The sequence below is a fragment of the Priestia megaterium genome (genome assembly GCF_009497655.1).
GTDB classification, from domain to species: Bacteria; Bacillota; Bacilli; order Bacillales; family Bacillaceae_H; genus Priestia; species Priestia zanthoxyli.
The window spans coordinates 1224966-1249683 of the sequence record NZ_CP023317.1 but is presented as its reverse complement, the minus strand read 5'-3'; the positions used below and the strand labels follow the sequence as shown (position 1 = coordinate 1249683).

At 37.6% G+C, this 24718-nt stretch carries 21 protein-coding genes and 1 riboswitch; of the genes, 7 read left to right on the top strand and 14 right to left on the bottom strand.

Annotation, left to right across the window (positions count from 1 at the left end):
- Window positions 1–128: 128 nt before the first annotated feature.
- The 3 genes from nadE to CEQ83_RS06255 all read right to left on the bottom strand — a co-directional run bounded on the left by nadE (window position 129) and on the right by CEQ83_RS06255 (window position 3373).
- Window positions 129–959 carry an ammonia-dependent NAD(+) synthetase gene (gene nadE, locus CEQ83_RS06265; protein ID WP_028414178.1) on the bottom strand — a complete coding sequence of 277 codons (831 nt, stop codon included), beginning with the start codon at window positions 957–959 and terminating at the stop codon, window positions 129–131.
- 35 nt (window positions 960–994) lie between these two features.
- Window positions 995–2515, bottom strand: coding sequence for a nicotinate phosphoribosyltransferase (locus tag CEQ83_RS06260; protein ID WP_063247582.1), 1521 nt, complete (start codon window positions 2513–2515; stop codon window positions 995–997).
- A gap of 138 nt (window positions 2516–2653) precedes the next feature.
- Window positions 2654–3373 carry a FadR/GntR family transcriptional regulator gene (locus CEQ83_RS06255; protein WP_028414180.1) on the bottom strand — a complete coding sequence of 240 codons (720 nt, stop codon included), beginning with the start codon at window positions 3371–3373 and terminating at the stop codon, window positions 2654–2656.
- Window positions 3374–3566: 193 nt separating this feature from the next.
- On the opposite strand from CEQ83_RS06255, the gene CEQ83_RS06250 reads away from it, so the two are divergent.
- Window positions 3567–5336, top strand: coding sequence for a B12-binding domain-containing radical SAM protein (locus CEQ83_RS06250; RefSeq protein ID WP_154991553.1), 1770 nt, complete (start codon window positions 3567–3569; stop codon window positions 5334–5336).
- Between the two features lie 27 nt (window positions 5337–5363).
- Here the strand turns inward: CEQ83_RS06250 and CEQ83_RS26950 are convergent, their stop codons facing one another.
- The 6 genes from CEQ83_RS26950 to phaR form a co-directional block, all read right to left on the bottom strand.
- The gene (locus CEQ83_RS26950) at window positions 5364–5537 is read right to left on the bottom strand and encodes a thiamine pyrophosphate-dependent enzyme (protein WP_014461091.1); all 174 of its coding nucleotides are present in this window, start codon (window positions 5535–5537) and stop codon (window positions 5364–5366) included.
- Between the two features lie 2 nt (window positions 5538–5539).
- A complete protein-coding gene (locus CEQ83_RS26945) occupies window positions 5540–5698 on the bottom strand; it encodes a hypothetical protein (RefSeq protein ID WP_025749458.1) in 159 nt (52 codons plus the stop codon).
- Between the two features lie 367 nt (window positions 5699–6065).
- Window positions 6066–7445 carry a TrkH family potassium uptake protein gene (locus CEQ83_RS06245; RefSeq protein ID WP_265589652.1) on the bottom strand — a complete coding sequence of 460 codons (1380 nt, stop codon included), beginning with the start codon at window positions 7443–7445 and terminating at the stop codon, window positions 6066–6068.
- Window positions 7446–7761: 316 nt separating this feature from the next.
- On the bottom strand, window positions 7762–8850 hold the full coding sequence (locus CEQ83_RS06240) for a class III poly(R)-hydroxyalkanoic acid synthase subunit PhaC (protein ID WP_013055939.1): 1089 nt from the start codon (window positions 8848–8850) through the stop codon (window positions 7762–7764).
- A gap of 76 nt (window positions 8851–8926) precedes the next feature.
- Entirely contained in the window at window positions 8927–9670 is a 744-nt protein-coding gene (gene phbB, locus CEQ83_RS06235; RefSeq protein WP_014461095.1) for an acetoacetyl-CoA reductase, read from the bottom strand.
- Window positions 9671–9751: 81 nt separating this feature from the next.
- Window positions 9752–10351 (bottom strand): polyhydroxyalkanoic acid synthase subunit PhaR, encoded by a 600-nt coding sequence (phaR, locus tag CEQ83_RS06230; protein ID WP_028414183.1) that lies wholly within the window; start codon window positions 10349–10351, stop codon window positions 9752–9754.
- 392 nt (window positions 10352–10743) lie between these two features.
- On the opposite strand from phaR, the gene phaQ reads away from it, so the two are divergent.
- From phaQ to CEQ83_RS06215, 3 genes are all read left to right on the top strand, one after another.
- Window positions 10744–11184, top strand: a complete 441-nt coding sequence (gene phaQ / locus CEQ83_RS06225; RefSeq protein ID WP_013055935.1) for a poly-beta-hydroxybutyrate-responsive repressor — start codon at window positions 10744–10746, stop codon at window positions 11182–11184.
- Window positions 11185–11356: 172 nt separating this feature from the next.
- Window positions 11357–11869: a polyhydroxyalkanoic acid inclusion protein PhaP gene (gene phaP / locus CEQ83_RS06220; RefSeq protein WP_014461097.1), complete on the top strand. Its 513-nt coding sequence runs from the start codon at window positions 11357–11359 to the stop codon at window positions 11867–11869.
- Between the two features lie 143 nt (window positions 11870–12012).
- Window positions 12013–12210 carry an alpha/beta-type small acid-soluble spore protein gene (locus CEQ83_RS06215; protein WP_013055933.1) on the top strand — a complete coding sequence of 66 codons (198 nt, stop codon included), beginning with the start codon at window positions 12013–12015 and terminating at the stop codon, window positions 12208–12210.
- Window positions 12211–12262: 52 nt separating this feature from the next.
- Here the strand turns inward: CEQ83_RS06215 and sigI are convergent, their stop codons facing one another.
- The 5 genes from sigI to CEQ83_RS06190 form a co-directional block, all read right to left on the bottom strand.
- Complete coding sequence (gene sigI, locus CEQ83_RS06210; protein ID WP_155017126.1) at window positions 12263–12973, bottom strand: RNA polymerase sigma factor SigI; 711 nt, start codon at window positions 12971–12973, stop codon at window positions 12263–12265.
- 364 nt (window positions 12974–13337) lie between these two features.
- The gene (locus tag CEQ83_RS06205) at window positions 13338–14153 is read right to left on the bottom strand and encodes a TerC family protein (protein WP_028414185.1); all 816 of its coding nucleotides are present in this window, start codon (window positions 14151–14153) and stop codon (window positions 13338–13340) included.
- Window positions 14154–14249: 96 nt separating this feature from the next.
- Window positions 14250–14345, bottom strand: a riboswitch (yybP-ykoY riboswitch).
- A gap of 76 nt (window positions 14346–14421) precedes the next feature.
- Window positions 14422–17445, bottom strand: coding sequence for a PAS domain S-box protein (locus CEQ83_RS06200; protein ID WP_228123036.1), 3024 nt, complete (start codon window positions 17443–17445; stop codon window positions 14422–14424).
- A gap of 159 nt (window positions 17446–17604) precedes the next feature.
- Complete coding sequence (locus CEQ83_RS06195) at window positions 17605–18348, bottom strand: LytR/AlgR family response regulator transcription factor (RefSeq protein WP_028414187.1); 744 nt, start codon at window positions 18346–18348, stop codon at window positions 17605–17607.
- A gap of 750 nt (window positions 18349–19098) precedes the next feature.
- Window positions 19099–20754 (bottom strand): alkaline phosphatase, encoded by a 1656-nt coding sequence (locus CEQ83_RS06190; protein WP_155017124.1) that lies wholly within the window; start codon window positions 20752–20754, stop codon window positions 19099–19101.
- A gap of 202 nt (window positions 20755–20956) precedes the next feature.
- Here CEQ83_RS06190 and CEQ83_RS06185 point away from each other — a divergent pair, with 202 nt between their 5' ends.
- Genes CEQ83_RS06185 through CEQ83_RS06175 form a run of 3 tightly spaced genes read left to right on the top strand, consistent with a single transcriptional unit; the run spans window position 20957 to window position 24714 of the window.
- A complete protein-coding gene (locus CEQ83_RS06185) occupies window positions 20957–22477 on the top strand; it encodes a spore germination protein (protein ID WP_047751417.1) in 1521 nt (506 codons plus the stop codon).
- Between the two features lie 14 nt (window positions 22478–22491).
- Window positions 22492–23577 (top strand): Ger(x)C family spore germination protein, encoded by a 1086-nt coding sequence (locus CEQ83_RS06180; protein WP_047751418.1) that lies wholly within the window; start codon window positions 22492–22494, stop codon window positions 23575–23577.
- A gap of 12 nt (window positions 23578–23589) precedes the next feature.
- Window positions 23590–24714: a GerAB/ArcD/ProY family transporter gene (locus tag CEQ83_RS06175; protein ID WP_047751419.1), complete on the top strand. Its 1125-nt coding sequence runs from the start codon at window positions 23590–23592 to the stop codon at window positions 24712–24714.
- Window positions 24715–24718 lie beyond the last annotated feature (4 nt).

Sequence of the window (24718 nt, the reverse complement as noted above, 5' to 3'; positions counted from 1 at the left end):
TGAGACACGTGAAACCTACGTTTGCCCTATTATTAAAAAAATCCGAACGAATTTGATTCTCCATCAAGAATCAAAACCGTTCGGATCTTCCTTCAACTAAACTACGTTTGTCTCAGCTTCTTACTTATTTATTTCCAAAAATCATCAAACACTGTGATTGGCAATTGGCGTTTATGCTGCGTTTTTAAGAAGTGACCTTCAATGACGTTACTTGCATGTTCACCTACATCTTTGCCTTCTAAATAATCGTCGATTTGCTCATACGTTACGCCAAGCGCTTCTTCATCCGGAAGCTGTGGACGATCTTCTTCCAAATCAGCCGTTGGTTTTTTCATATATAGATGCTCGGGACAGCCTAATTCTTTTAGCATTTGTTTCCCTTGTCGCTTGTTTAGACGGAAGATAGGCACTAAGTCAGCTCCTCCGTCACCAAATTTTGTATAAAATCCTGTAACAGCTTCAGCGGAGTGATCCGTTCCAAGTACGACTCCACTGTACATGCCTGCTACCGTATATTGCGCAATCATTCGTTCACGTGCTTTTACATTTCCTTTGTTGAAGTCGGAAACTTTATCATCTGCCGCTTCTTCAACAGCAGAAAGCATCGCATCTACTGCTGGTTTTACATTAATAGAAATAGATTTTGTTGGTTGAATAAAAGCAAGTGCATCTTGACAGTCTGCTTCATCTGCCTGCACACCGTATGGAAGACGAACAGCAATAAACTGATAGCGCTCTTCTTCGGCTTCTTCATTCAACTCATTAACCGCTAGCTGCGCCAGCTTTCCAGTTAACGTAGAATCTTGGCCGCCGGAAATACCTAGTACAAACGAACGTAAAAAAGGATATTTGTTCATGTAGGATTTCAGAAAATCAACGCTGCGGCGAATTTCTTCCGCGGGATTAATTTCTTTTTGCACATGCATTTCTTCAATAATTTGCTTTTGTAGCTCTTTCATAAAAAAACTCTCCTCTCATTACTAGCTGACGGAATCTACACAAGTACGGTATCAGATAGTAACTTGCTTCTAGTCTCTTCGATATTTTGCATTTTGTTATCCCAGCAGTTTGTACTTAAGTCTACTGGATACTCTGTAGGACGAAATACATCTTCGTTCGATTTTGTAATAACTTTGTAGTCATCCCATAGATGCTTTAAGTTTTGTAAGCAGTAGGCTCTCATTTCTTCAATGGTAGGCTGCTCATACACAAGCTTTCCCTGTACAAAGATTGGCTGGTGAATTTTACGTGCGTTAAAGTTCGTGACAAACTTGCTGACGTGCGTATGAATAGGATGAAACATTTTTAAATGCTCCTCTTCATTCGGCACTTCGTCTTGCATCGTAATATAATCGCCTTCCCATTTGTGATTCACTTGATTTACAATTCGATATACTTCTTTTAGACCGGGAGTTGAAATTTTCTCCGGGTTTTCTGACAGCTTAATCGTATCCACCATGTTTCCATGATCATCTTCAATAGAAACCAGCTTGTACACCGCTCCTAGCGCCGGCTGATCAAAGGACGTCATGAGCTTTGTTCCAACTCCCCATCCATCAATTTTGGCACCTTGCGCTTTCAAATCTAGAATGCTGTACTCATCAAGGTCATTCGAAGCGAAAATTTTCACATCATGATAGCCCGCTTCATCAAGCATTTTTCTTGCCTCTTGAGAAAGATATGGAAGTCTTCCGCTGTCTAATCGAATACCGATAAAATTAATTCGTTCTCCCATTTCTTTTGCTACTTTAATAGCATTTGGAATACCTGATTTTAACGTATTATATGTATCTACTAAAAAGATACAGTTACGGTGTGATTCGGCATATTTTTTAAACGCACTATATTCATCACGATAGACTTGAACAAGCGCGTGGGCGTGAGTGCCGGACACAGGAATTCCAAACACTTTTCCCGCTCTTACATTACTGGTTGCGTCAAAGCCTCCAATATAAGCAGCTCTTGCCCCGTAAAAAGCAGCATCCAGCTCATGTGCTCTTCTTGAACCAAATTCCATAAGCTGATTTGTACCCGTATGTTCATATAAATTATCTTCTCCCGCGGCTAAGCGAATACGCGATGCTTTTGTGGCAATCAGCGGATGGAAATTTAAAATATTTAAAAGCGGCGTTTCAATAAGCTGCGCTTCTGCTAAAGGAGCGTCAATTTGCAGCATCGGTTCATTAGCAAAAATCATTTCGCCTTCTACGACCGAACGAATATTACCGCTAAATCGAACCTGTTTTAGATAGTCGATAAACTCCGCTTCATAATGTAATTCTTCATATAAATAATCTAAGTCCGTTTCGCTAAATCTGAAATTAGCAATAAAATCAATTACTCTTTCTAGCCCGGCAAACACCGCATAACCGCTTTCAAACGGCATCCGACGAAAGTAAGCTTCAAATACAGAACGACGTTTATGAATCTGGTCTTGAAAATACGTATGCGCCATATTCAGCTCGTATAGATCTGTATGCAAAGCTAGACTATCATCTCTATATTGCTTTTTCATACTTTGTAACCCTCCATTTGACAATCCTAGTTTCTATTATGTAAATCTTTTCACAATAGAGCAAGCATAAATTATCGGAAGGTGCTTGAATTTTAGTTTTTCTGTTGTTTAGAGCGCACTTTTCTGCCTGAAATGGCGTTATTTTTCTTCCGGTATGTATTTCATTAGTACATGTTCAACATTATCAAGGTGACTCATCATAAAATGCTGAGCATCTTCTGCATGCTGAGAGAGAATAGCTTCATAAATTTGCTGATGCTCTTTATAAATCCGTTCAGCCGTTTTCTCTTCTGCATAAAGCCAGATGCGTCTTGTCTCTTTCATCGTTTCAATCATCATTTCTGATACGTTATTCATAAGCTTCACTAAAAGAGGGTTTTGTGAGGCTTTGGCAATGGCTAAATGAAAAGCAAAATCTGCTTTCTCTCCCAGTTCTTCATTGCCAAACGCTCCTTTCATTTGTTCCAGACTATTAGACAGCTGTTTAAGGTCCGCATCCGTTCTCTTTTGAGCTGCCGCTCGAACAGCTCCAATTTCTAATACTTTTCTCACTTCAAGCAAATGCTCAATATCGTTTTTATTCATTAATACAGCGCTAGTTACAGGCAAAGACAGCATATCTGAGTTAAATTCGCGTACAAATGTGCCTTCTCCTTGCTTCATCTCCAGAAGCCCCATCGCCCGCAAAGCGCTAAGAGCTTCACGAATAGCTGAGCGTCCTACCTGAAAGTTTTCCGCCAGCTGCTGCACTGAATCCAAACGGTCTCCAGGCTTCAAGCTGCCTTCTTTTATATTCTCAAGAAGCGTTTCGGCTACTTCTTCGTATATTTTTTTTGGCTTAATTCGCTTATATTCCACGTTTTCCACCTCATTTTTTTCGTTCACCAAGGTTCACATTAACCGAGACTCTTTCTTCTTTTACGTTTCTGTTACATTTTACCGAAATCTTTTCCCCGCCACAACAAAAGTGCAAAGGTATTTATACTTTATTTCTCAAATGTGCTAAAATAGTAAATTGATTTCATATTACGAGTTAAAAGGAGCTTTTTGAATGAACATTGTTGTCAGTACATTGAATGCGAAGTATATTCATACTTCTTTAGCCCTTCGATGTTTAAAAGCCTATGCCGAGCCTGACTATAAAGTGGATATGGCCGAATATACGATTAAAGATCCTGCTATGAACATTGTCACGGATTTATATAAACGCAACCCAGATATTATTGGTTTCAGCTGTTACATTTGGAATATTGAAGAAACGATTAAAGTCGCACAAATGCTTAAAAAGATCAATCCTGAGCTCATCATTATATTCGGTGGACCAGAAGTAACCTATGATGTAACTCACTGGTTAGAGCGTATTCCTGAAGCTGACTTTATCGCTATTGGTGAAGGTGAAGAAACATTCAAGCAGCTGTTAGATGAACTTCACGGCGAGCGTCAGTTTGAAAACGTAAGCGGCGTGGCTTTCCGAAAAGAAGGAAAACCAGTTGTTAACCCACAGCGCAATAAAATTGATCTGCGCGAAATGCCTTCTCCTTTCCGTTTTGAAGAAGACCGCCAAGAACTTTCAAAACGCGTTGTGTATATTGAAACAAGCCGCGGCTGTCCGTTTAGCTGTCAGTTCTGTCTCTCTTCTATTGAAGTAGGCGTTCGTTATTTCGACCGAGAAAAAGTAAAAGAAGATATTCGCTATTTGATGGATAACGGAGCGCGCACAATTAAGTTCGTAGACCGCACGTTCAACATCAGCCGCAGCTACGCCATGGAAATGTTCCAATTTTTAATTGATGAACATCGTGAAGGTACCGTATTTCAGTTTGAAATTACTGCCGATATTATGCGCCCAGAAGTTATTCAGTTCTTAAACGATAATGCGCCAAAAGGATTATTCCGCTTTGAAATTGGCGTTCAATCTACAAATGATGCCGTTAATGAGCTAGTCAAACGCAAACAAAACTTCAAAAAATTAACGCGTACCGTAACAATGGTAAAAGAAGGCGGAAAGATCGACCAGCATTTAGATTTAATCGCCGGACTGCCAGACGAAGATTACAACTCATTTAAAAATACGTTTAATGATGTATTTGCACTTCGTCCTGAAGAGCTTCAGCTAGGCTTTTTAAAAATGCTTCGCGGCACTGGCTTACGTTTAAGTGCGCCTCGCTATAATTATCAATACATGGATCAGTCGCCTTATGAAATTTTAAGCAATAACGTCTTGCCATTTTCAGATGTCGTACGCATCAAGCATGTAGAAGATATTTTAGAAAAGTTTTGGAATGACCACCGAATGGATGAAACGATCGAGTTTTTAGTGGAGCACTGCTATGATACGCCTTTTGATTTTTTCCAAAACTTTGGGACGTATTGGGATGAAATGGGCTGGGTTCGAATCGGTCATCAGCTTGAAGATTTATTCAGACGCCTTAAACAGTATATTCAAACAGAAAGTTTTTCAAATGAAGAAGTAATTGAAGGGTTTATGAAAATTGATTATTTACAAAACCAAAAGCATAAGCCTCGTAAGCCTTGGTGGGACGATAAAGTAGAAAAACAAGTCCGCTCTCATTACTATCAGCAAATGCTTGCTAATCCTTCTACCATGGGACAGGCTTTTGAAGCTGAACAGCTTGCTGAAAAAGAATTATACAAGCACACTGTTTTAGAGATTCTTCCATTTGATTATATGTATTATAAACAAACAGGACAAATCAATGAACAACCATCTGTTCTTCTTGCTTATTATGATCAAAAAGCAAATGATACAAAACTTTATTCAGCACCTGTAGAAGCATTTGGTCTTCCAGTTGTAAGCTAAAACCTCGGATATCCGAGGTTTTTTTCTTTAGCATTCTTTTTTCTTTTCATGCTCTTTATCAGACTTTGTCTTTCCAAGGGATTCATATATTTTAGCTGCGTTCGGATCGCCCATTTCCGTTCCAAACTCTTCTTGCAGTAATTGTTTTTGTTTTGCTTCGGTGCTCGCGATGTGCTTATTATTTTGTTTATGTTTGCTCATCGTTACTTACCTTGCTTTCCTTTTTTAGAATTGCGATTCGCGCCTTTAGCCGGCTCCTCGCCGCCAGCATATTCAGCAGCAAATTCTGCATCTGAAAGGCTCTCTTTTGGTGTATTGTTGTTAGTTAGTGCTGATTTGTACCCTACTTTACGCTTTGCCATCATCTATCCCTCCTATGCTTGGAAGTCCATTGAACTTCCTTTTCTTAGAATGCGCGTTTTGCTAAGCAATATAAGCAGAAAAAGCTGTAAAAAAGCGGTTGAAACATAACAAAATCACTTTACTCTAAATACGAACAACTAGGATAAATGCGTTGAACCGCTTGTGACACCGCTGTTGATTTCCGTGCAAGGCTTCGCTTTCCGCGGGCGGTCGATAAGCCTCGCCCTCCCATCAACAGCTAGAAGCAGCTACATGAAACCTACGTTCACCATCATAATAAAAAGATCCGAACGAGTTGGATTCTTAATCAAGAAACAAACTCATTCGGATCTTCCTTCAACTAACATATTTTTGTCCCAGCCTCTTTTATCCAATAATGATACGTTCTTTCGGATAGTGATAATCCGGTCCAGACGTTGGACGGCGAAGCATTAAGATAAATGAAAACATGCCAATTCGGCCAATGAACATTAAAATCATAATAACGCATTTTCCGATATCAGAAAGTCCTCCTGTAATGCCCATTGATAAACCGGTTGTCCCAAAAGCTGAACACACTTCAAAAATAAGCTCAATGAGAGAAAAATGTTCTGTAATACTTAAAATAAGAAGAGAAATCGAGCAAATGATCACGGCTAACATCGACACGGCTACTGATTTGATAATGTCATCTTCATGAATTTCGCGGCGAAAGATTTTAATCGTCTTATTTCCTCTTACGTAATAAAACAGGAAAAGAATATTTAATGCAAACGTCGTCGTACGAATTCCTCCTCCTACTGAGCTCGGTGAAGCCCCGATAAACATCATCGCGCTCATCATAATTAACGTAGGAAGTGAAAACTCATTAATATTCATGGTCGCCACTCCTCCGCTCCTTGTAGCAGCGGATTGGAAAAACGCATAAAAGAACGATTCATCCCAAGACTTATCTGCTAAAAACCCTGAATGCTCTAGCACAAGAATTAAAATTGTTCCCCCTGCCAACAGCAGAAAAAACATAATGGTCGTTAGCTTCGCAAATAGAGAAAATTGAAATTTACGCTTATCTTTAAATGTTAAAAAATAGTGCTTAATCTCAATTAACACAGGGAATCCAATCGCTCCAAGCGTAATTAAAATAACAGTTACCACTTGTACAAAATAATCATGGGCATACGGAATAAATGAAGATCCTGTAATATCGAAGCCGGCATTTGTTGTAGCGCTGACAGAAGCAAAGAAACCATGCAGAAACGCATCTGTCCAGCTCGAATAGTAACGGAGAAAATGTAATCCTAAAATAATGGCACCAACTAGTTCAATAGCAAAAATAATAAATAAAATATTTCTCATCAAGTCAACTAATCCTGATAAACGGGATTGGTTATGATCTGTCATAATGAGCTGACGTTCCTTTAAACCAATTTTTTTACCTAAAATCATCCAAATGAATGTACTGAGTGTCATCACACCAATACCACCGATTTGAAAGATAAAAGCGAGCAAAAAATAGCCCGTCGTACTAAATGTATCCGGAGTAGAAACAGGTGTCAGCCCTGTTACACTTACCGCACTAACGGCAATAAATAAGCGATCAATAAATGCTAACTTCACTCCCGGCTTTAAAGCTTCTGGAATACTAAGCAATAGAAATCCAAGCGTAACAGCCACTATGTAAAATGTAACAATAATTTGAGCTGAAGACATCTGCCTTACTCGTCGTTTCCATGGTTGCGGCATAATCTGACATTCCTTTTTTGTTATAATACTAATAGTTTTCTTCTTTCTTCCCAAAGCATACTCATTGTTACATGGATCGTAATATCCATGTAAAAAATCCCATGTTCAAGAAGGTGACTACATTAGTATAAAAGAAGTCACCTCACTTGTCATTAGATATCATAAATCCCAGCAGCCTGCATCAAGAACCGTCACTCAATATGGTCTGTTTACAAAAAAACAGCTAGAAGCAACCACATACTTGAAACCTGCGTTCACCATAACAAAAAACGAACCACTAATATCAGTGGTTCGTTTTTTACTTCGGCTAAAATATTTTTGTCCCAGCCGCGTCTTTATTTTATTTAGAACGTTTTTCTAGCCAATCGCCGATTGAAGGATATGTTTCCTTCACTGCTTTTGGACCAAATACAACAGATACGTGACCTGTTTGCAGCAATTTGTACTCTTTATCTTCACTTGAAACAGCGTCCATTAAAGCTGCCACTTGATGCGGCATCGCAATATGATCACGGCTAGCAGCAATGTTTAAAATATTAGCTTTAATATTTTTCAAATCTACTTTTCGGCCGCGAACTTCAAGTTCACCATTGATTAATTTGTTTTGTTGATAGAAGTCGCGAATCCACTGACGATAAGCTTCACCAGCAAATGGGATTCCGTCAGCAACCCACTTTTGCATTAGCTTCCAGCTTTCAACAAAGCGCTGATTTTCCGAACGATCCACCAGCGTTACATACGGACCGTAAAAATTTGTGATTGGCTTTAGCATCTTGTTTCCAAAGTCAATCATCTCTGGAGGGATGTTTCCGAATGTATCTACTGCTTTATCTAAATTAAAGTAGCGGTCGTCTAGGAATGCCCCGTATAAACCTGTATCCGAGAAATCAAATGGACTTGTCATAAAAATTAAGTTTTTAATCGGCAAGTCTTCATTTAATGCAGCAAAAATAGATGTCATAGTTCCGCCCATGCAGTAACCAAGAACAGACAAATCAGGAGATTTAGAAGTGCGCAGCACCTTTTTCGCCGCTTTTGGAATATAATCCACAATATAATCATCTAGCTTCATATTGCTGTCTTCAAGTCCAGGAGTTCCCCAGTCAAGTAAATACACGTCAAAACCGCGGTTTAATAAGTATTCAACAAGGCTGTTTCCAGGTGTCAAATCCAAAATATACGGTTTATTGATCAGTGCATATACGAGTAAAATTGGTGTTTTATGAAGGTTATCTTTTACTGGCGTATAGCGATATAATTTCGCTTTGTTCTTTTTCCAAATAACCTCTTTTGGTGTTAATCCAACTTCCGGTTCCGCTTCTGTTGTCATAATTTCATATGCACGCTTAAAACGTCTTGCAGAACTTTTATATTCACTTGGCATTGATTTGATTAATTTTTCCCACTCTTGCACGTAAGGAATTGCCACGAATATACACACCCTTTCATTTCATTAGTAGTTAGTTAACAAGCACAGCCCCGACAAAAGTCAGGGCCAGCATCTATTACATGTATAAGCCGCCGTTAATGTTTAACTGTTGTCCTGTAATGTACGCGCCGTCTTTTGCTAAGTAAACAACTCCGCGTGCAATTTCTTCAGCGTGGCCTAAGCGACGAGTTGGAATTTTCGCAACAACTTTTGCACGAACTTCTTCCGGCATTGCCATTACCATTTCCGTTTCAATAAATCCTGGGCAAATTGCATTAACTGTTACGCCTGACTTAGCTAGTTCAAGAGCTAATGATTTAGTGAATCCTAGCATACCTGCTTTAGCAGCTGAGTAGTTTGTTTGACCAAATCCGCCCGCTTGACCAATAATTGATGAAATATTGATAACACGACCGCCTTCAGATTCTAAAAGATGCGTTAGCGCAGCTGATGTTGTGTTGTATACGCTATGTAAGTTTACATCAATTACTTTTTTCCAATCTTCTTCGCCTAACTTCTTGAATGAACGGTCACGCGTAATTCCAGCATTGTTTACTAGAATGTCCAATTGTCCAAACGCAGCTTTTGTTTCTTCGATTAGGTGTTTTGCTTGATCTACATAAGACACGTCAGCTTGAACCGCAATAGCTTCGCCGCCGTTGTCTTTAATTTCTTTTACAATTGCTTCTGCAGATTCTTTACTGCTGTTATAGTTTACTGCTACTTTTACTCCATTAGAAGCAAGCTCACGTGTAATTGCTGCCCCGATACCTTTAGATCCGCCTGTTACGATTGCTACTTTACCTTGTAATGTTGTCATGAAAAATTTCCCCCTTGCTTCTTCAGCGATGATTTTTACTGTAAATACAGCAGTTAATGTTGTTTTAAAATCCCCTATGCCCTACTTGCGAGCCGGCTGCTCAGTTTTTTGAGCGTTTGATGGTTTTGCTTCAGCTTTAGCTTCTGCCTTTGGCTTTTCAGCTAATTTTTCTTGTTTTTCTAACAGCTGAGCCTGAAGCTGCTCACCTTGAGTTTTAATTTGTTGTTGAATCGTTTCTTTTAACTCGTCTTGTGTTTTTTGCTGCCCTTCAAGAAGAGATAAAACTTTGTCGAGTTTTTTGTCTAATGATTTGACATCAGATTTCAGCTTAGTTACATCTTTTTTCAAAGCGGATGCACTTTCTTGCTGTGCTTCTAATTCATCAAAACGATCATCAAATTGCTCTTCTAATAATTCTACTTTTTCTTCCACATTGATGACTAATGACGCAACGTTTGCTACATCTTCTTTTGTGGGTACATTTACTTGGTGCAGATAGCGCCCCGTTACTTCATTTACTGCTTGTTGATATTGAAGGTTCATATTTAGCACATTTCCCATGAGCTGGGAAAATTCTTCACGATTCATATTGTCCCCAATAACTTTACCCCAGTAAGATTCGGTTTTGTCATATACGTCTTTCCATGCTTGAAACGGATCAAATACTTTTTGCTGTTCCAAAACTCCATCTCCTTTCTTGTGTACGTTAAAAGTGATGGCTTTCAATATGGACACTTAATGTGACAAGCGACATATTAGAAGCTCTAAGTAAACGCAACCAATTTTGCGTTTATTTATTGGATAATGTAAATCTTTTCACAATTCACTTACCAACAAATTATAAATGTTATAAAAATTACCTACATGTACTATTATAAATTCGTTTTCCAAAATAAACAATTCTAAATCTTTGTTTATTTTTGAATTTTTTTGACGCTTTTTGTCGAAATTCAAAAAATCGTTCTTTTTTCCTGTATTTGAAAGACCTGTTTTAAAGTGTTGACAATTTTTTCATCTAGGTGTAAATTACACATATAGAAAACAAATTCTCTTTTTTCGAAGGGGTGATTACCTTGGGATCAAGTGAAAAAGATAACACCTCTAATTCAAACAACTTAGAAAAATCGATTAGCGGTGCACCAAAAAACTTGATGGTTCCTTTTCTTCTTTTAAGTTTAAGAGGTTGGAATCTACATGGTTACAAGCTCATTCAGCAACTAATGAGCTTTGGATTCACATCAGTTGATCAAGGAAATGTCTACCGCACGCTGAGACAGCTTGAAAAAGACAACTTGATTACATCGCAATGGGATACGTCAGCTGAAGGACCTGCACGCCGGATTTACTCATTAACAGACGCCGGTGAACAATATTTAAGCATGTGGGCTAATTCACTTGAACAGTATCAAAACATGTTAGATTCATTTTTTCACATGTATACCGACATGTTGTTCCCTTTTAGCTCTTCTTCTTCTAAAAAGTCAAAAGAATCAAAAGAGGAAGAAAACGATTAAAGGGATTCACGCAGTACATCTGCGTTTCCTAATATAATGTTAAATAAATTTCACGGTCAACCAGCGAGCGCGGAATGTTAGGTTTATTACACAACTACGAATTTCTTCTTTAACGTTTTGTTCATTACGATAACTGTTCGCCAGACCAAATTATTCAAGGAGGAATTTGATTATGTCAACAGTAAAGTATGATACAGTAATTGATGCAATGTGGGAACAATGGACAAAGGGGTTACAAAACATTGCAGACGGAAACAAACAAATTGAGCAATGGACGTTAAAAGCACTTGAGCAACAGCAAGAATTTGTAACAAAAGCAGTTGAACAACTTCAAGCAACAGACAAACAGTGGAAAGCTGAATTAGAAGATCTTCAACAAAAAACAGTTGAAAACTTACGTAAAACAGCTGGTAACGCTGTTGCCGATTCTTATGAAGAATGGACAAACCGCACGCATGAAGCATTAAATAAATTACAAGAGCTTTCTCTTAACCAAAGCAAATCAAGCTATTCTTTAGTAAAGCAAGCTCAAGAACAATATCATCAAGTAGTAACACAATTAGTAGAAGAGCAAAAGAAAACGCGTCAAGAGTTCCAACACGTATCTGATGCATACGTAGAGCAAGTAAAATCTCTTCAAAAATCATTTGCTCAGTCTCTTGAGCAATATGCAGTTGTAAAATAATATATAAAAAAGCCCAGCTTCTTTGAAAGCTGGGCTTTTTTATACTTTCTTGCAAACCATTACCAGTATGCAAAATAGTAAACAGCAAATAATACAGGTACAGCAGTGAACTGCTGTACAACTAAAAAAGGAGATGACTAATCATGGCTAGAACAAATAAACTATTAACACCAGGAGTAGAACAATTTTTAGATCAATATAAATACGAAATCGCTCAAGAATTTGGGGTAACTCTAGGTTCTGACACTGCTGCACGCAGCAACGGTTCAGTAGGCGGAGAAATCACAAAACGCTTGGTGCAACAAGCTCAAGCTCACTTAAGCGGCAGCACACAAAAATAAAACATAACTTCATAACATGGCTAAAAAAAAGGCACCTGCGTGTGCCTTTTTCTTACATAATATAGTCTTTTAAATACACGTAGTCCCCCGCTAATATAATAACCATTGCGATGATATATTTCCGGTTTCTTTCAATTGTTTTCCGGCTCACTTTGACATGTTTTTCAATCAAGCGAATGGGAAGCTGCCGCTTTAAAAACAGCTTATCTTTTAATTCTTTTTCATTGACGATAAAAGATGCAACTTCCACTGCGTTTCCCCTTGCATCCTTATGTTTAGGAGATGTGTTAATAATGTCTTCAAGAGTTAATTTAAACAGTTCCAGCGTCTGACAAAAATAAGTCATTTCCTCTTGAATATATGAAGTTTCACTTTGCCTTTTATAGTTAGAAAGCGATATATCCCTTTCTATCTTACCTTGCATAAAACCTTCATTTTCAATTCGGCTATAGAGAAGCGTTTGGTTTCGCTTTTCTTTTCGAATATAGTCGATGACTCTTCTTTTAATAATCAGTTCCGCAAATGCAAGAAGGGATCTTCCTTTTTGGATTGTGTAATTTTCAATGGCTTCATTAAACGCAATCAGACCAATGCTAAATTCATCGTCAGCTTCACTTATATAACGTTTACATACAGCTGAAACAACTTTAGCAATAAACGGTTTATATTGTTGAATCATTTCGTTATGTAATTGTTTATCCCCTTGCTGAATCGTCAGTACAAGCGTTTCAAGCGATGGAGGCGTTTGAACTTTTGTGAGCATTGGCTTCACCTCTTTTACTATACTCAGTTGCTTTATACCATATTAATATCCATTCTTTTGATGACAAACAGGGTTAAGAAGCACTCTGCTCCTTTTAATTTCTCTTTATTATAACCCATAATAGCTCAATTTTACCAATTAACATACATTTGAAATATATGTTTATGAACTGAAATAAACTTCATTGAACTGAATTATCCAACGCTGCTTCCGTTCTTTACAGAATATGAACGAAAAAGCAAAACATTCGGATATACAGTAATTAAACATCAGTTAGTTCTTTTACCCTTTCTCAAAACAATTTAAACTAGGTATTTTATCTTAATATACAAAAAAACGCGCATTAAAAGCGCGTTTTTTTGTATTATTGATTTTCAATTTTCTTTAATGAGTCTTTTTCTTTCTCTGAACCTTCAAGATCAGTTTGTTCTTTGTTTTTAGATAAAAACCAGCCTGAAGCTGCTATGCCAAGTAACACAACCCAAAACGTAATTTTCCATACTTTTGATTCAGGGAAGTGTTCATTAATAATACCTAACTCCGGATGAGCAAGAGTGTAAACTGCTAGCTTAACCCCTACCCAGCCTACGATAGCAAAAGCCGCCGTTTCTAGCCCCGGGCGCGTATTTAATAGCTTGACGAACCAAGTTGCAGCAAAACGCATAATGATTAGTCCCATAATTCCTCCGGCAAAGATCACCAAGAATTGTCCGCCATCGAGTCCGCCAATTTTAGGAAGATTCGTTGTTGGTAACGTAACGGCAAGAGCCACAGCAGCCAAAATTGAATCAACCGCAAAAGCAATGTCCGCTACTTCTACTTTTAAAACCGTCATCCAGAAACCTGAGCCTTTTTTTCCGTCCGCTTCTTTTACTTTTTCATGATCACCTTTTTTCACATATCGCTTCACAATATGATTAATGGAAATGAACAATAAGTAAATGGCTCCTATTGCTTGAAGCTGCCATACATCTACCAAAAATGAAATCAAAAACAATGAACCGAATCTAAAAATAAAGGCACCGGCTAATCCGTAAAACAATGCCTTCTTGCGTTTTTCTTCCGGTAAATGTTTGACCATAATGGCCATTACAAGAGCATTATCCGCCGCCAAAATTCCTTCTAATGCAACCAGCACCAGCAATACCCATCCATATTCTAACAAAAGCGATGCATCCATAAAAATCCCCTCTCGTTTCTTTGTATAAGTTGATTTATTCTCATTACCGGAATAAAACACAAAAAGACCTTTGCCAAATATGGCAAAGGTCTTGCTAAGCATAATCATTATGCCAACAAAGCCGATGGAATACTCCATGTAATGACGACTTTGTTTCAGGTTTCCCTGACGCTACTCCCCTTTACTCCGTAAGAAGTAAATGTATTAAGTTGTTTTTATTTTACAAAAGGTCCACTAATAAGTCAATGAAAAGCCCTCTAAACTTTTGTTAAGCTTTTGTTAAGCGTTTTAATACGTTTAAAAACGTGGCAATATGAATAGGCTTTGTTACGTATTCACTAAAACCGACTAAAAAAGCTTGATCAATGTCGCTTTGCATTGCGCTTGCACTCAAGGCAACTCGCGGAATATTCTTCAACTCTTTTTCCAGCTGAAGCTGTGTGCATACCTCAAAACCATTCATATCAGGTAGATCAATATCAATTAAAACAATATCCGGTGAAATGGACTTGATTAGCCCGATGCCGTTTTCTCCTGTTTTGGCAACTAAGAGCTTAACGTTTTTATATGGAGAAAGAATCGATTGCATAAGCTCAATATTTGTATCGTTATCCTCAATATACACAATTGAGATCGGCATGGAAAAACCTAAAAATGACTCGGCTTCCCTTTCATTGGATAAGCGTTTAGGAACAGGTGGATGTACTAAGGGAAAACGAACCCAAAATGTACTGCCTTTTCCTTCTTCACTTCGCACTCCGCACGTTCCATTCATTAAGACAACAAGCTGCTTTACAAGCGCCAGCCCAATCCCTGTTCCGTCTTTTTCTAGTCTATTCACACGATAGAAAGGTTCAAAAATCCGATTTAATTCTGAAGCTGGAATTCCAAAGCCCCTATCTTCAATCAATATGGTTACGTGATGCTGAGCAATATCGGTATAGATAATGATATCGCGATAAGCGGGCGAATATTTAATGGCGTTTGTAAGCAGATTTAATAAGATCTGCTGAAACCGAAGTTCATCTACTTCAACAAAGACTTCTTGGTATGCGTGAAAGCGAGTATAAAATATACTATGCTTATCTTTTGCTAATGGTTTCATAATTTTAAGCGCGTCTTCAATTGCTTCTTTTACCGACACTGGTTCAAGGTTAATCGCTAAGTGACCTGATTCAATTTTCGATAAATCAAGCGTTTCATTTATTAAATAAAGAAGATGATTACCTGCTTTTAAAATTTTTCGTATACGATTCAATTGTTTTTCTGTTAAATCTTTTTCTCCTTGCTCTTCCAATATCTGTGCATAGCCTAAAATACTGTTTAAAGGCGTTCGAAGTTCATGGCTTACTTTTGATAAAAATTCTGACTTAGCCTGATTTGCTTTTTCGGCTTCTTCTTTGGCTATAATCATTTGCTGATTGGAATGAAGCAGATCTTGTTCTTGTTCCTGCTGCTTTGTAATATCATAAAATGTGACAACTACGCCTTTATAATATTTGCTTTCTTGCAGAGGTTCAGCATTCACCGAAAGCCAAGTCAACTTTTTCTCATTTAAATAAATGCCCATGACTGTATTTCGCACAGGCTCTTTTGTATGAAGACAGCGGACAGATGGAATATCTTCGAGTGCAAAAGCTGTGCCATCAGGATGAATAATTTCCCAGTCTAAACCAAACGGGTTAACCGATAACATTTGGTCATAAGGCACGTTTAGAATCTTAGCAGCGTATGCATTGGCAGCAATTAAGTTACCTTCAAGGTCATGAAACACCACGCCTTCTGACATTGTAGAAAGAACGGATCGATACATGCTTTCACTTTTAGCCAGCTTTTCTCTTGCTTCGTGAAGATCAGTAATATCTACTATAGAACCAATAACTTCTTGTACTTCTCCTTTGTAGATATGAGGTGTTAATTTCGTATAGTAAGCAAAGTCGTTCAAAAGTACTTCATACGACACTTTCTCTCCCGCCCATGCTTTATCATAGTAACTCCTATTATCTCTTGCGTAGGATTCAGGTAAAAATTCCTCAGGTGTTTTTCCGACAACATCTATTTCCTCATATCCCATTTCACGAATCATTTTGCCTTCGCACATCGTATAGACATATCCTTTACTGTTCTTCACAAATTTAAAAATAGTACCATCTTGCTGTGAAAGCGTGCGTTTTAAATCTTTTTGTAACTCCAGAAGCTGCTGTTGAGCCCTTTTTCGATCTGTCACATCTTTGGCGATAACGTAACTTCCTTTAATTTGATCATAAACAATAATGGGCATTTGCGTGACTTCAACGTATACAGGCTGATTATCTTTGCGAATCAGCGTTGCCTCATAATATACAGAGTCTCCGCTCAGGGATTTCCACATATATTCTTCAGCTCTTTCAGCTTCTCTGAACATAGAAGGAAACGGGATTGTCTCCATTTTGTTTAACGTGTATCCTGTTAGCTCGATTCCTTTTGGGTTAATCGTTTGAATATTGCCGTACAAATCAACTGCACACACAATATTGGGATTGTAGTTAAAAAGAGATTGATAATACTCTTCTTTTAATTGACTTTCCCTCACTTCTTCCTGACGCTTAAAAGCAGCAACGAGCAGGAAGACAATCAGTAGCGTAATTGTGATGCTTGCAATAATATTGGAAAACGGCGCTTGATACGGCAGCCACTGGCCCCACCTTCTAGCAACTGAATGTGCAATATGCAGCTTCATTCCATACATACTGATGAAATGCATAGCTGAAATACCAATACCCAGTAAAATAGAGCTAACAAGTTTAAGAAATGGATTAGCTTTCACGCTTTTCGAACGAAAAAACAAGTGCATCGCATAAAATGCAACGACCAGGGCGATGATGATAGAAAGCAAAACAGATAGCATCGCATAATGAATGTGTGCTTCTGTTTCGATTGCTGCCATTGCAATGTAATGCGTACCCAGAATACTGCTTCCTAAAATAAGCCCTGACCATACCGACGTGCGCCATTTCCAGAATGTCCAAAACGCAACTAATGACCCGCTAATTGCTATTATTAAAGCAAGAACAGAAAGTACAGCATCAAAATGAAAGCTAACAGGAACATAATAAGCAAGCATAGCAATATAGTGCATCGCCCCCACTCCAAGCCCCATTGAAGTTGCTGACAGTGTGAGCCACAAATAATTGTTCCGCTGTTTTTTCATCATTTTGCTCACAATATCAAGTGCTGTATAAGAGGCAAGAATCCCTACAATGACAGCAAGAAATACGGTAAATTCATTATAGTGACCAGTAATTGAAATCATTTTCTTTCCTTTCACTTTAACGTTACTTCTTCTATCTAACTTTCCTTATAAGAACTATATTACGATCATTTATTCCGAAAGCAGACACATGAAATAGACGAAACTTACATAAGCTTCGTCCTCTCATCAGCATAACTATTTTAGAAGAAGCAGCATCTCTTAATTTGTCATTAACTGATGCAGCTGTTTTTGAACGTCTTGGATTTTTAATTTTGAGATATGAGCATATTCATCAATTTCTAAGAAATAAACAAGATATGTTTCATTTTTTGGTGTGATGTGCGAAACTTTCTGCAAATTTACGATATAAGACCGATGTGTTTGACTGAATACAGAAGGGTTCAAATACATATAGATATCACTAATATTTTCATATGTCTCATAGACACGTGATTGAGTATAGATTAAGCATTTTTTTCCGGACTTTTCAATAAAAATAATTTGATCAATTGGAATGTAATAAGTAGATCCATTAAATTTTACAGGCAGTCTTTTTAATTGCTCACCTGGCTTTTTTGACTGATTTTTATCAATTCCAATGGAGTTTTTTGCCCGCTCTAGCGCCATATAAAGTCTGGTTTTTTCAATTGGTTTTACAATGTAATCCAGTGCTGACAACTCGAATGCCTTCACAGCAAATTCATCATAACCGGTGATAAAAATGAAGTTTAAATTCGGCTTAATGCGCAGGCACTTTTTTATGGCATCTACACCGTTAATCGTAGGCATATTAATGTCTACGAGCAAAAGGTCTGGACTCTTAGCCATCACTTCCTGTACAAGCTGCTCTCCGTCTTTGCAGATGCCAATCACTTCAAATTCCGGAAGCTGTTCTATAAAATAATCTAAAATTTCAACCGAATCTTCGTTATCATCGGCAATAATTAAGTTGATTTTGTTCATCCTGACTCCCCCTAGGATACAATGTTAAAGTATAGTACGAACTATTGCCCATTCTGTTTTATGCATGTCTACACATATTTATAGTGTTTTTATGTTGAGATGAATGATCTACACGGACGCTAATCGTTAATGGAACGCACAACGATTGTTCATGGGGAATATTGCAATAATTGTAGGTTTTCTAGAAGAAGAAATAAAACCGTTTATCTATTATCATTTATTTTCCTAACAATGATTTAATACCCTTTTTATAATCTGTAAATCAGCATGCCAGAATCTTTATTTAATATTTTTAATAAAGGCGACACGCTATTTTCAATCATTTTGTCTTCTCTTACTATTAAAACATGTTCTACGTTCTTCCACCCATACTTTTATTCATTTTTTACTTTTTATTCAAGGTAATTACTTACATACAACCCTTAATAACCCTGTATTTGTAATTTCACTTGAAGAAATTTATGTATTTTTTATTCATTTTATTATAAAAATTCTAGCATATAACGCTATGAACTTACATATGTATTCCGAACTAGTTCCTTTTAGAACTATGATTATTATACCATTTCATAGTATAAATCACATATATTTAAAGGTGAAGACTTTCCATTCCTTTAAGAGTTCAAAGCTATTTATTTGTAAAATAAATCAATTCATTCCTCTCTAAAGGCTAATACATCTAATTATCCATCTATTATCTGTAAAAAAACAGGCCTAAAGTTATACTTCGGCCTGTTTTACTTTCATTTCTTATTTTGCATTTTTTACAATTTGCTGTGCCTGTTTAGATACAAAGAAGCGACCTTTTTTATCCTGTACCACCACACTGTCCATCTGCATCTCTTTTCCATTTACAATTGCAATATTTTTATTTACCGGAAAACGTACCGTTCGCTTATTTTTTGTAACAACGAGCACAGGGTTGTTTTTATCTTTTGAGTCCACCGCTACATTTGAGCCTTTAAAAGCTTTATTTGCTTCAATAAATAATTCATTTGTTAACTCATTTAAGTTAATATTCATTGACTTAGCCATATGTTTAGCAATATCCGTATTATCAAAGTGCCCCGTTGGTCGATTGACGCCGTATGAATACAGAAATACATCCTCACCCGTATGACCGCCCGTTGTGAATCCAAGGTTTGCTCGGTTGGCTAATAGCTTTGATAGTGTAGCACTCATTTCTTTTTTATCTCTTGCTTTAGTCAGCTGCGCTTTTTCCTCTGAAGTTAGATTTGATAAACCATACAAAGCAGCTACTTCTTCTTTATTTGATAAATCTTCTTTTAAGTTAGACGTAGCACCTTCTAACGTCATTTTTGCTTTTTTTAATGGATCAATATAAGCAGAAACAGGTGTGGTATCATATCCTTTTGTTGTATTTGCATTACCGATTGAAAGACCGCTGTTTCCGTGATCAGCAATCGCAATAACCATCGTATTTCCATCTTTTTTAGCGAACTCTACTGCCTTGCCCACTGCTTCATCAAACGCTAATACATCGCTAATCATGCCTATTGGATCATTCGCATGAGCTGCCCAATCCGTTTTGCTTCCTTCAACAAATAAGAAAAAACCGTCTTTATCTTTGGAGAGTGTTGTTATTGCTTTATTTGTCATCTGAGACAGCTTTGGCTGTTCTGCTTTTGTCTGCGGTCGATCCATATCATACGCTAAATCTCGGTCGGCGAAGCTCCCCCAGATTTTTTTGGCGCGCGACTGCTCTAATTCCTTTTTATTTTCTACAAAGTCATATCCTCTTTTTTTCAATACATTGACTAAGTTTTCACCGTCTTTTCGGCTTTTTTCTTCTTTTCCTGGCAGAAGAGATTGCTTACCTCCTCCAAGTACTACATCAATGTTTTGATACACTTGCTGCTCCGCTAGCGTTTGAAAATCATTACGGCTGTAGTTGTGGGCTGAAAAACCAGCTGGTGTGGCGTGCTGGATTTCAGAAGTAGCCACAATTCCTGTCGCGCGCCCCGAAAGCTTTGCTCCTTCTAGAACGTTTGCTACGGGACGAAACTGATCTTCTTTTTCTACGGGTTTAACCCCAGGTGTATTCACTACTGAAGGGAGCACACCTACATAACCTGAATTTGATTTATTTCCTGTTGCTAAAGCAGTAGCTGCCGGAGCGGAATCTGTAATAGCAGATTCTGCCGAATACGCACGTACTCCCCCGGCCATCAGCTGATCCATATGTAACGGTTTTCCTTTGTACCATCTTGCAAGTGTAGTAGCATTTGAACTCGTCCCGTCCATTACCATCATAATGACATTTTGAGGTTTCTTAGCTGACTGATGCTCCACTTTTGCTTCCGTTTGAATAAGAGAGTTTCCTAAACCAAACGAGGCCAATGCTACTGCTCCTGCCAGTGTAATACCTGCTAATTTTTTCTTCATATAAATGTACCCGCTCCTTTATTTCATTATCTTCGACATGTCTAAAGTTACCATCCAAACGTAAATCTACTGTTTATCCACTGTAAAAGAGTGTAAAGTTTGTCTTTATATTCTTCCTTTCTTCTTGAGAAAAAATAGTCGAATAAAAAGGAAGTACATGAACAAACTACCAGTAATAGAAAGTCATGCGAGGGGCACGGTTATGTTTAAACATTTATTTAAAAAAAAGAATGCAGACGATCAGCCCAAAAAATCATTGGACGAACTGATTAAACAATTTAAAAAATCAAGTGATTTTACAACATTAGCTATTGGTTCGCAGCATCGAAAATACATCATTACTTATTTTAAGCAGCTCGTAAACATGCAAAGTGTTGAAGATAAAATACTTGAGCCTTTTCAAAAACTAGACTTCACGTTAAGCAGTGTATATGAAGTCGAAAACGTTCTGCCGATTGAAGATATTTCCGTTACAAAAGATACAAAAGAAATTTTAGAAAAGATGCTGCGCGGCTATGTGATGTTTCAACTGCATAAAGACGATAAGCTAGTAGCTCTTATTAAAGTTCAAAGCTTTGATACGGGGTTTCGAAAAGAAAATGAAACGGAAAATGAGTTCAGCGTCGTTGGTCCTAAAATTGGTTTTGTGGAGGATTTAGATGTCAATCTCTATTTAATGAGAAAAACGGTCATTTCCGAAAACCTTATTTTTAAAGAACTCACCGTAGGAAATAAATCGAAAACGCGCGTGGTGCTTGTTTACTTAGAAGGCGTAACGAATCCTCAGCACGTAGACACCATGACCCAGCGCCTTGAAGAAATAGATTTTGACGTCATTTTTGATAGTACAATGCTTGATCAATTGATTTCCGATAATTCTTCTACGGCATTTCCGCTTTTTTTAACAACAGAGCGGATTGATCGAGTTCTGTTTAGTCTGTTAAACGGGCAAGCTGCCTTCTTTTCGAGTGGTTCACCCTACGCAGTTACCGGACCGTCAACGTTGCTTGACTTCTTTATTTCACCCGAAGACTACTATTTACCGTGGGTTCTAGGGTCATTTTTCCGAGTTATTCGTATTTTGGGCGTCTTTTTCTCTATTTTTGCTACGCCTCTTTATGTAGCCATTGTTACGTATCATTATGAGATGCTTCCAAAAGATTTGCTGGGGCCTATTATCTTTTCAAGGACAAACGTTCCTTTTCCACCTGTTATCGAAGTGCTTTTTTTAGAAATAACCATTGAGCTGCTTCGGGAGGCAGGAGCCAGACTTCCAACAAAAGTAGGGCAAACACTGGGAATCGTAGGCGGGATTGTTATTGGGCAAGCAACGGTAGAAGCTGCGTTAACAAGCAATATTTTGCTTATTATTGTTTCACTGACAGCTTTAGCTTCTTTTACAACGCCTATTTTTAAAATGTCTAACACGATCCGGCTGCTACGTTTTCCGTTTATTTTGTTTGCCACTGCGTTCGGTTTAGTCGGCATCACATTTGGCTTTTGTTTCTTGCTGGTTCATTTGCTTCGTTTAAAATCTTTGGGCATGCCTTATCTTGTTCCGCTTTTTCCGTTTCGCCCCACAGAGTACAGGGATACATTTCTGCGATTGCCCTATAGTCACACAGCAAAGCGTCCAAGCTACTTACGTCCTTTAGAACGCTTCCGCTATAACCCTAATAAAGCGAATAAGATGAAACGAAAAAGTAATTTAGATAATGAGTAAAGCGGGGAAACGTCATGAAAAGAATACTAATTTTATGCACTTGCCTTACTTTTTTAACGAGCTGTGCAGACCGTGAAACGATTGACGAAATTCAAGTAGTCAACTCCATCGGATATGATTATATTCCTCAAAGCAATAAAGTCAGAGGAACAATTTTATACCCTATCTATAAATACGGACCAACGGAAGAACCGAGTATTATTGCGGCTACTGCTAATTCATCATTTGATATTCCACTCCGTTTAAACAATAAATCATCTCTTCCCGTCGCGTTTGGGCAGCTGAGAAGCATCGTTATGGGAAAAGAATTTGCGACACATGGAGTAGATGAGTTAGTAAATACAATTGCTAGAAATCCAGACCTTGGACGTAATATTAAATTAAGCATTGTAGACGGCAACGCACATGAATTATTAAGCTCCGTTACAAAAAAGAAAATTAAGGACTATCAGTTTATTTCTAATTTAATCGAACAAAATATCCGCACAGAAAATTTGCCTAACACCAATTTACAAATTTTTTTATTCAGTTTTTTTAGCGACGACCGTGACCCGTACCTTCCTGTTTTAGCACAAGAAAAAGATGCTATTAAATTAAAGGGGCTGGCGCTTTTCAAAGAACAAAAAGTCGTTACAACCATTGGAATGAAAGAAACATTTTTATTTAAGCTGCTAACAAGCGGAACAAAGCACGGACGCTACGCAGTAAAAATTAAAGAGAATGACCGTAAAGGCGAAATTATATTGCAAAACTTGCGCACCAAAACAAAGTATGAAATTAAAGGAAATCATCAACATCCAAGTATTGTTGCGCACTTAACTATCGATGGCCTTGTAAAAGAATTTCCTGGATGGGTGGACCTAACTGATCCGACTCGTATTAAAATGGTTGAAAAAATGCTCCAAAAAGATATTGAAAAAGATGGGGATGCCTTTATTAAGAAACTTCAGCAACATAGGATCGACCCCATTTGTTTTACAGATTATGTTCGAAGTAAAACGAGAAGGTTTAACAGTGAAGAATTTAAAGCGCAATATCCGGATATGAATATTGAAGTAAAAGCTCGCGTTCACCTTATTCAAACCGGTATTAGCAACTAGGAGGAAGAAAAGATGCACAATACAATTAAAGAAGAAAATCAAGTTTCCCCTTCTTTTCTTTTTTTCTTAGTTCACTCTACTCAGATTGGCGTTGGAATACTAGGGTTTCAGCGTTATATTATTAAAGGTGCCGGATATGAAGCATGGATATCCATCTTCCTTGCTGCAATCAGCGTTTGTATTTTATTAGCCATGATCTTTAATATCTTAACTCGTGAAAACAGCGATATTGTTGATATTCACCGGTTATATTTCGGTAAATACCTTGGAGGAGCTTTAACCCTTGCCGCTTCCATTTATTATTTTATCTTTGCGCTAACGATTTACCGAACCTACGTAGAGATTTTACAAATATGGATGTTTCCACAGTTAGAAACATGGATCGTATCACTTGTATACTTGCCTATTATTTACTACACGGTTTCCGGTGGGTTTCGTGTGATTACTGGAATTGCCTTTTTTGGGGTCATGCTTCCCTTGCCGCTCATATTTGCCTTAATTTACCCTTTGAAGTATGGGCACATTAATAATTTATTTCCTTTGTTTGATCACACGATATGGGAATTTTTAATTTCGACTAAGATGATGACCTTTGAGAATTTGGGGTTTGAATCCGTGCTTTTTTTCTATCCGTTTATAAAAAATGGCGCTACTAGTCAGAAGTGGGGGCAATATGGCATTTTGTTCAGTACTTTTTTATATTTGTGCACGGCATTAGTGTCATTTGCTTACTTTAGTCAAGGACAGTTAATGCATACAATCTGGCCAACTTTAACAATGGCTAAAATTATTGAAATTCCATTTTTACAGCGTTTTGAATATATTTTAATTTCTCTGTGGCTTTTAGTCGTTCTTCCTACTATTGCTGTCAGCGTATGGTGTACAATTCGTGGATTTAGTAAAACATTTAATAAGCCGCCTACGATTTTTCTCATATTAGTTCTTATTGCCCTTCTTGGTTTTTCTATTTTCTTTGACGATCGAGAAACGATCGATCATCTTAATACACGATTATCCATGACCGGCTTTTACTTTATTTATGGCTACATTCCTTTCCTTTTTCTCTATAGCCTCATTCGAGCCAAAATAAAACAAAAGAAAGCACAAAAAGAAGAGCGTGAGCCAACTTTAAGTTGAATCA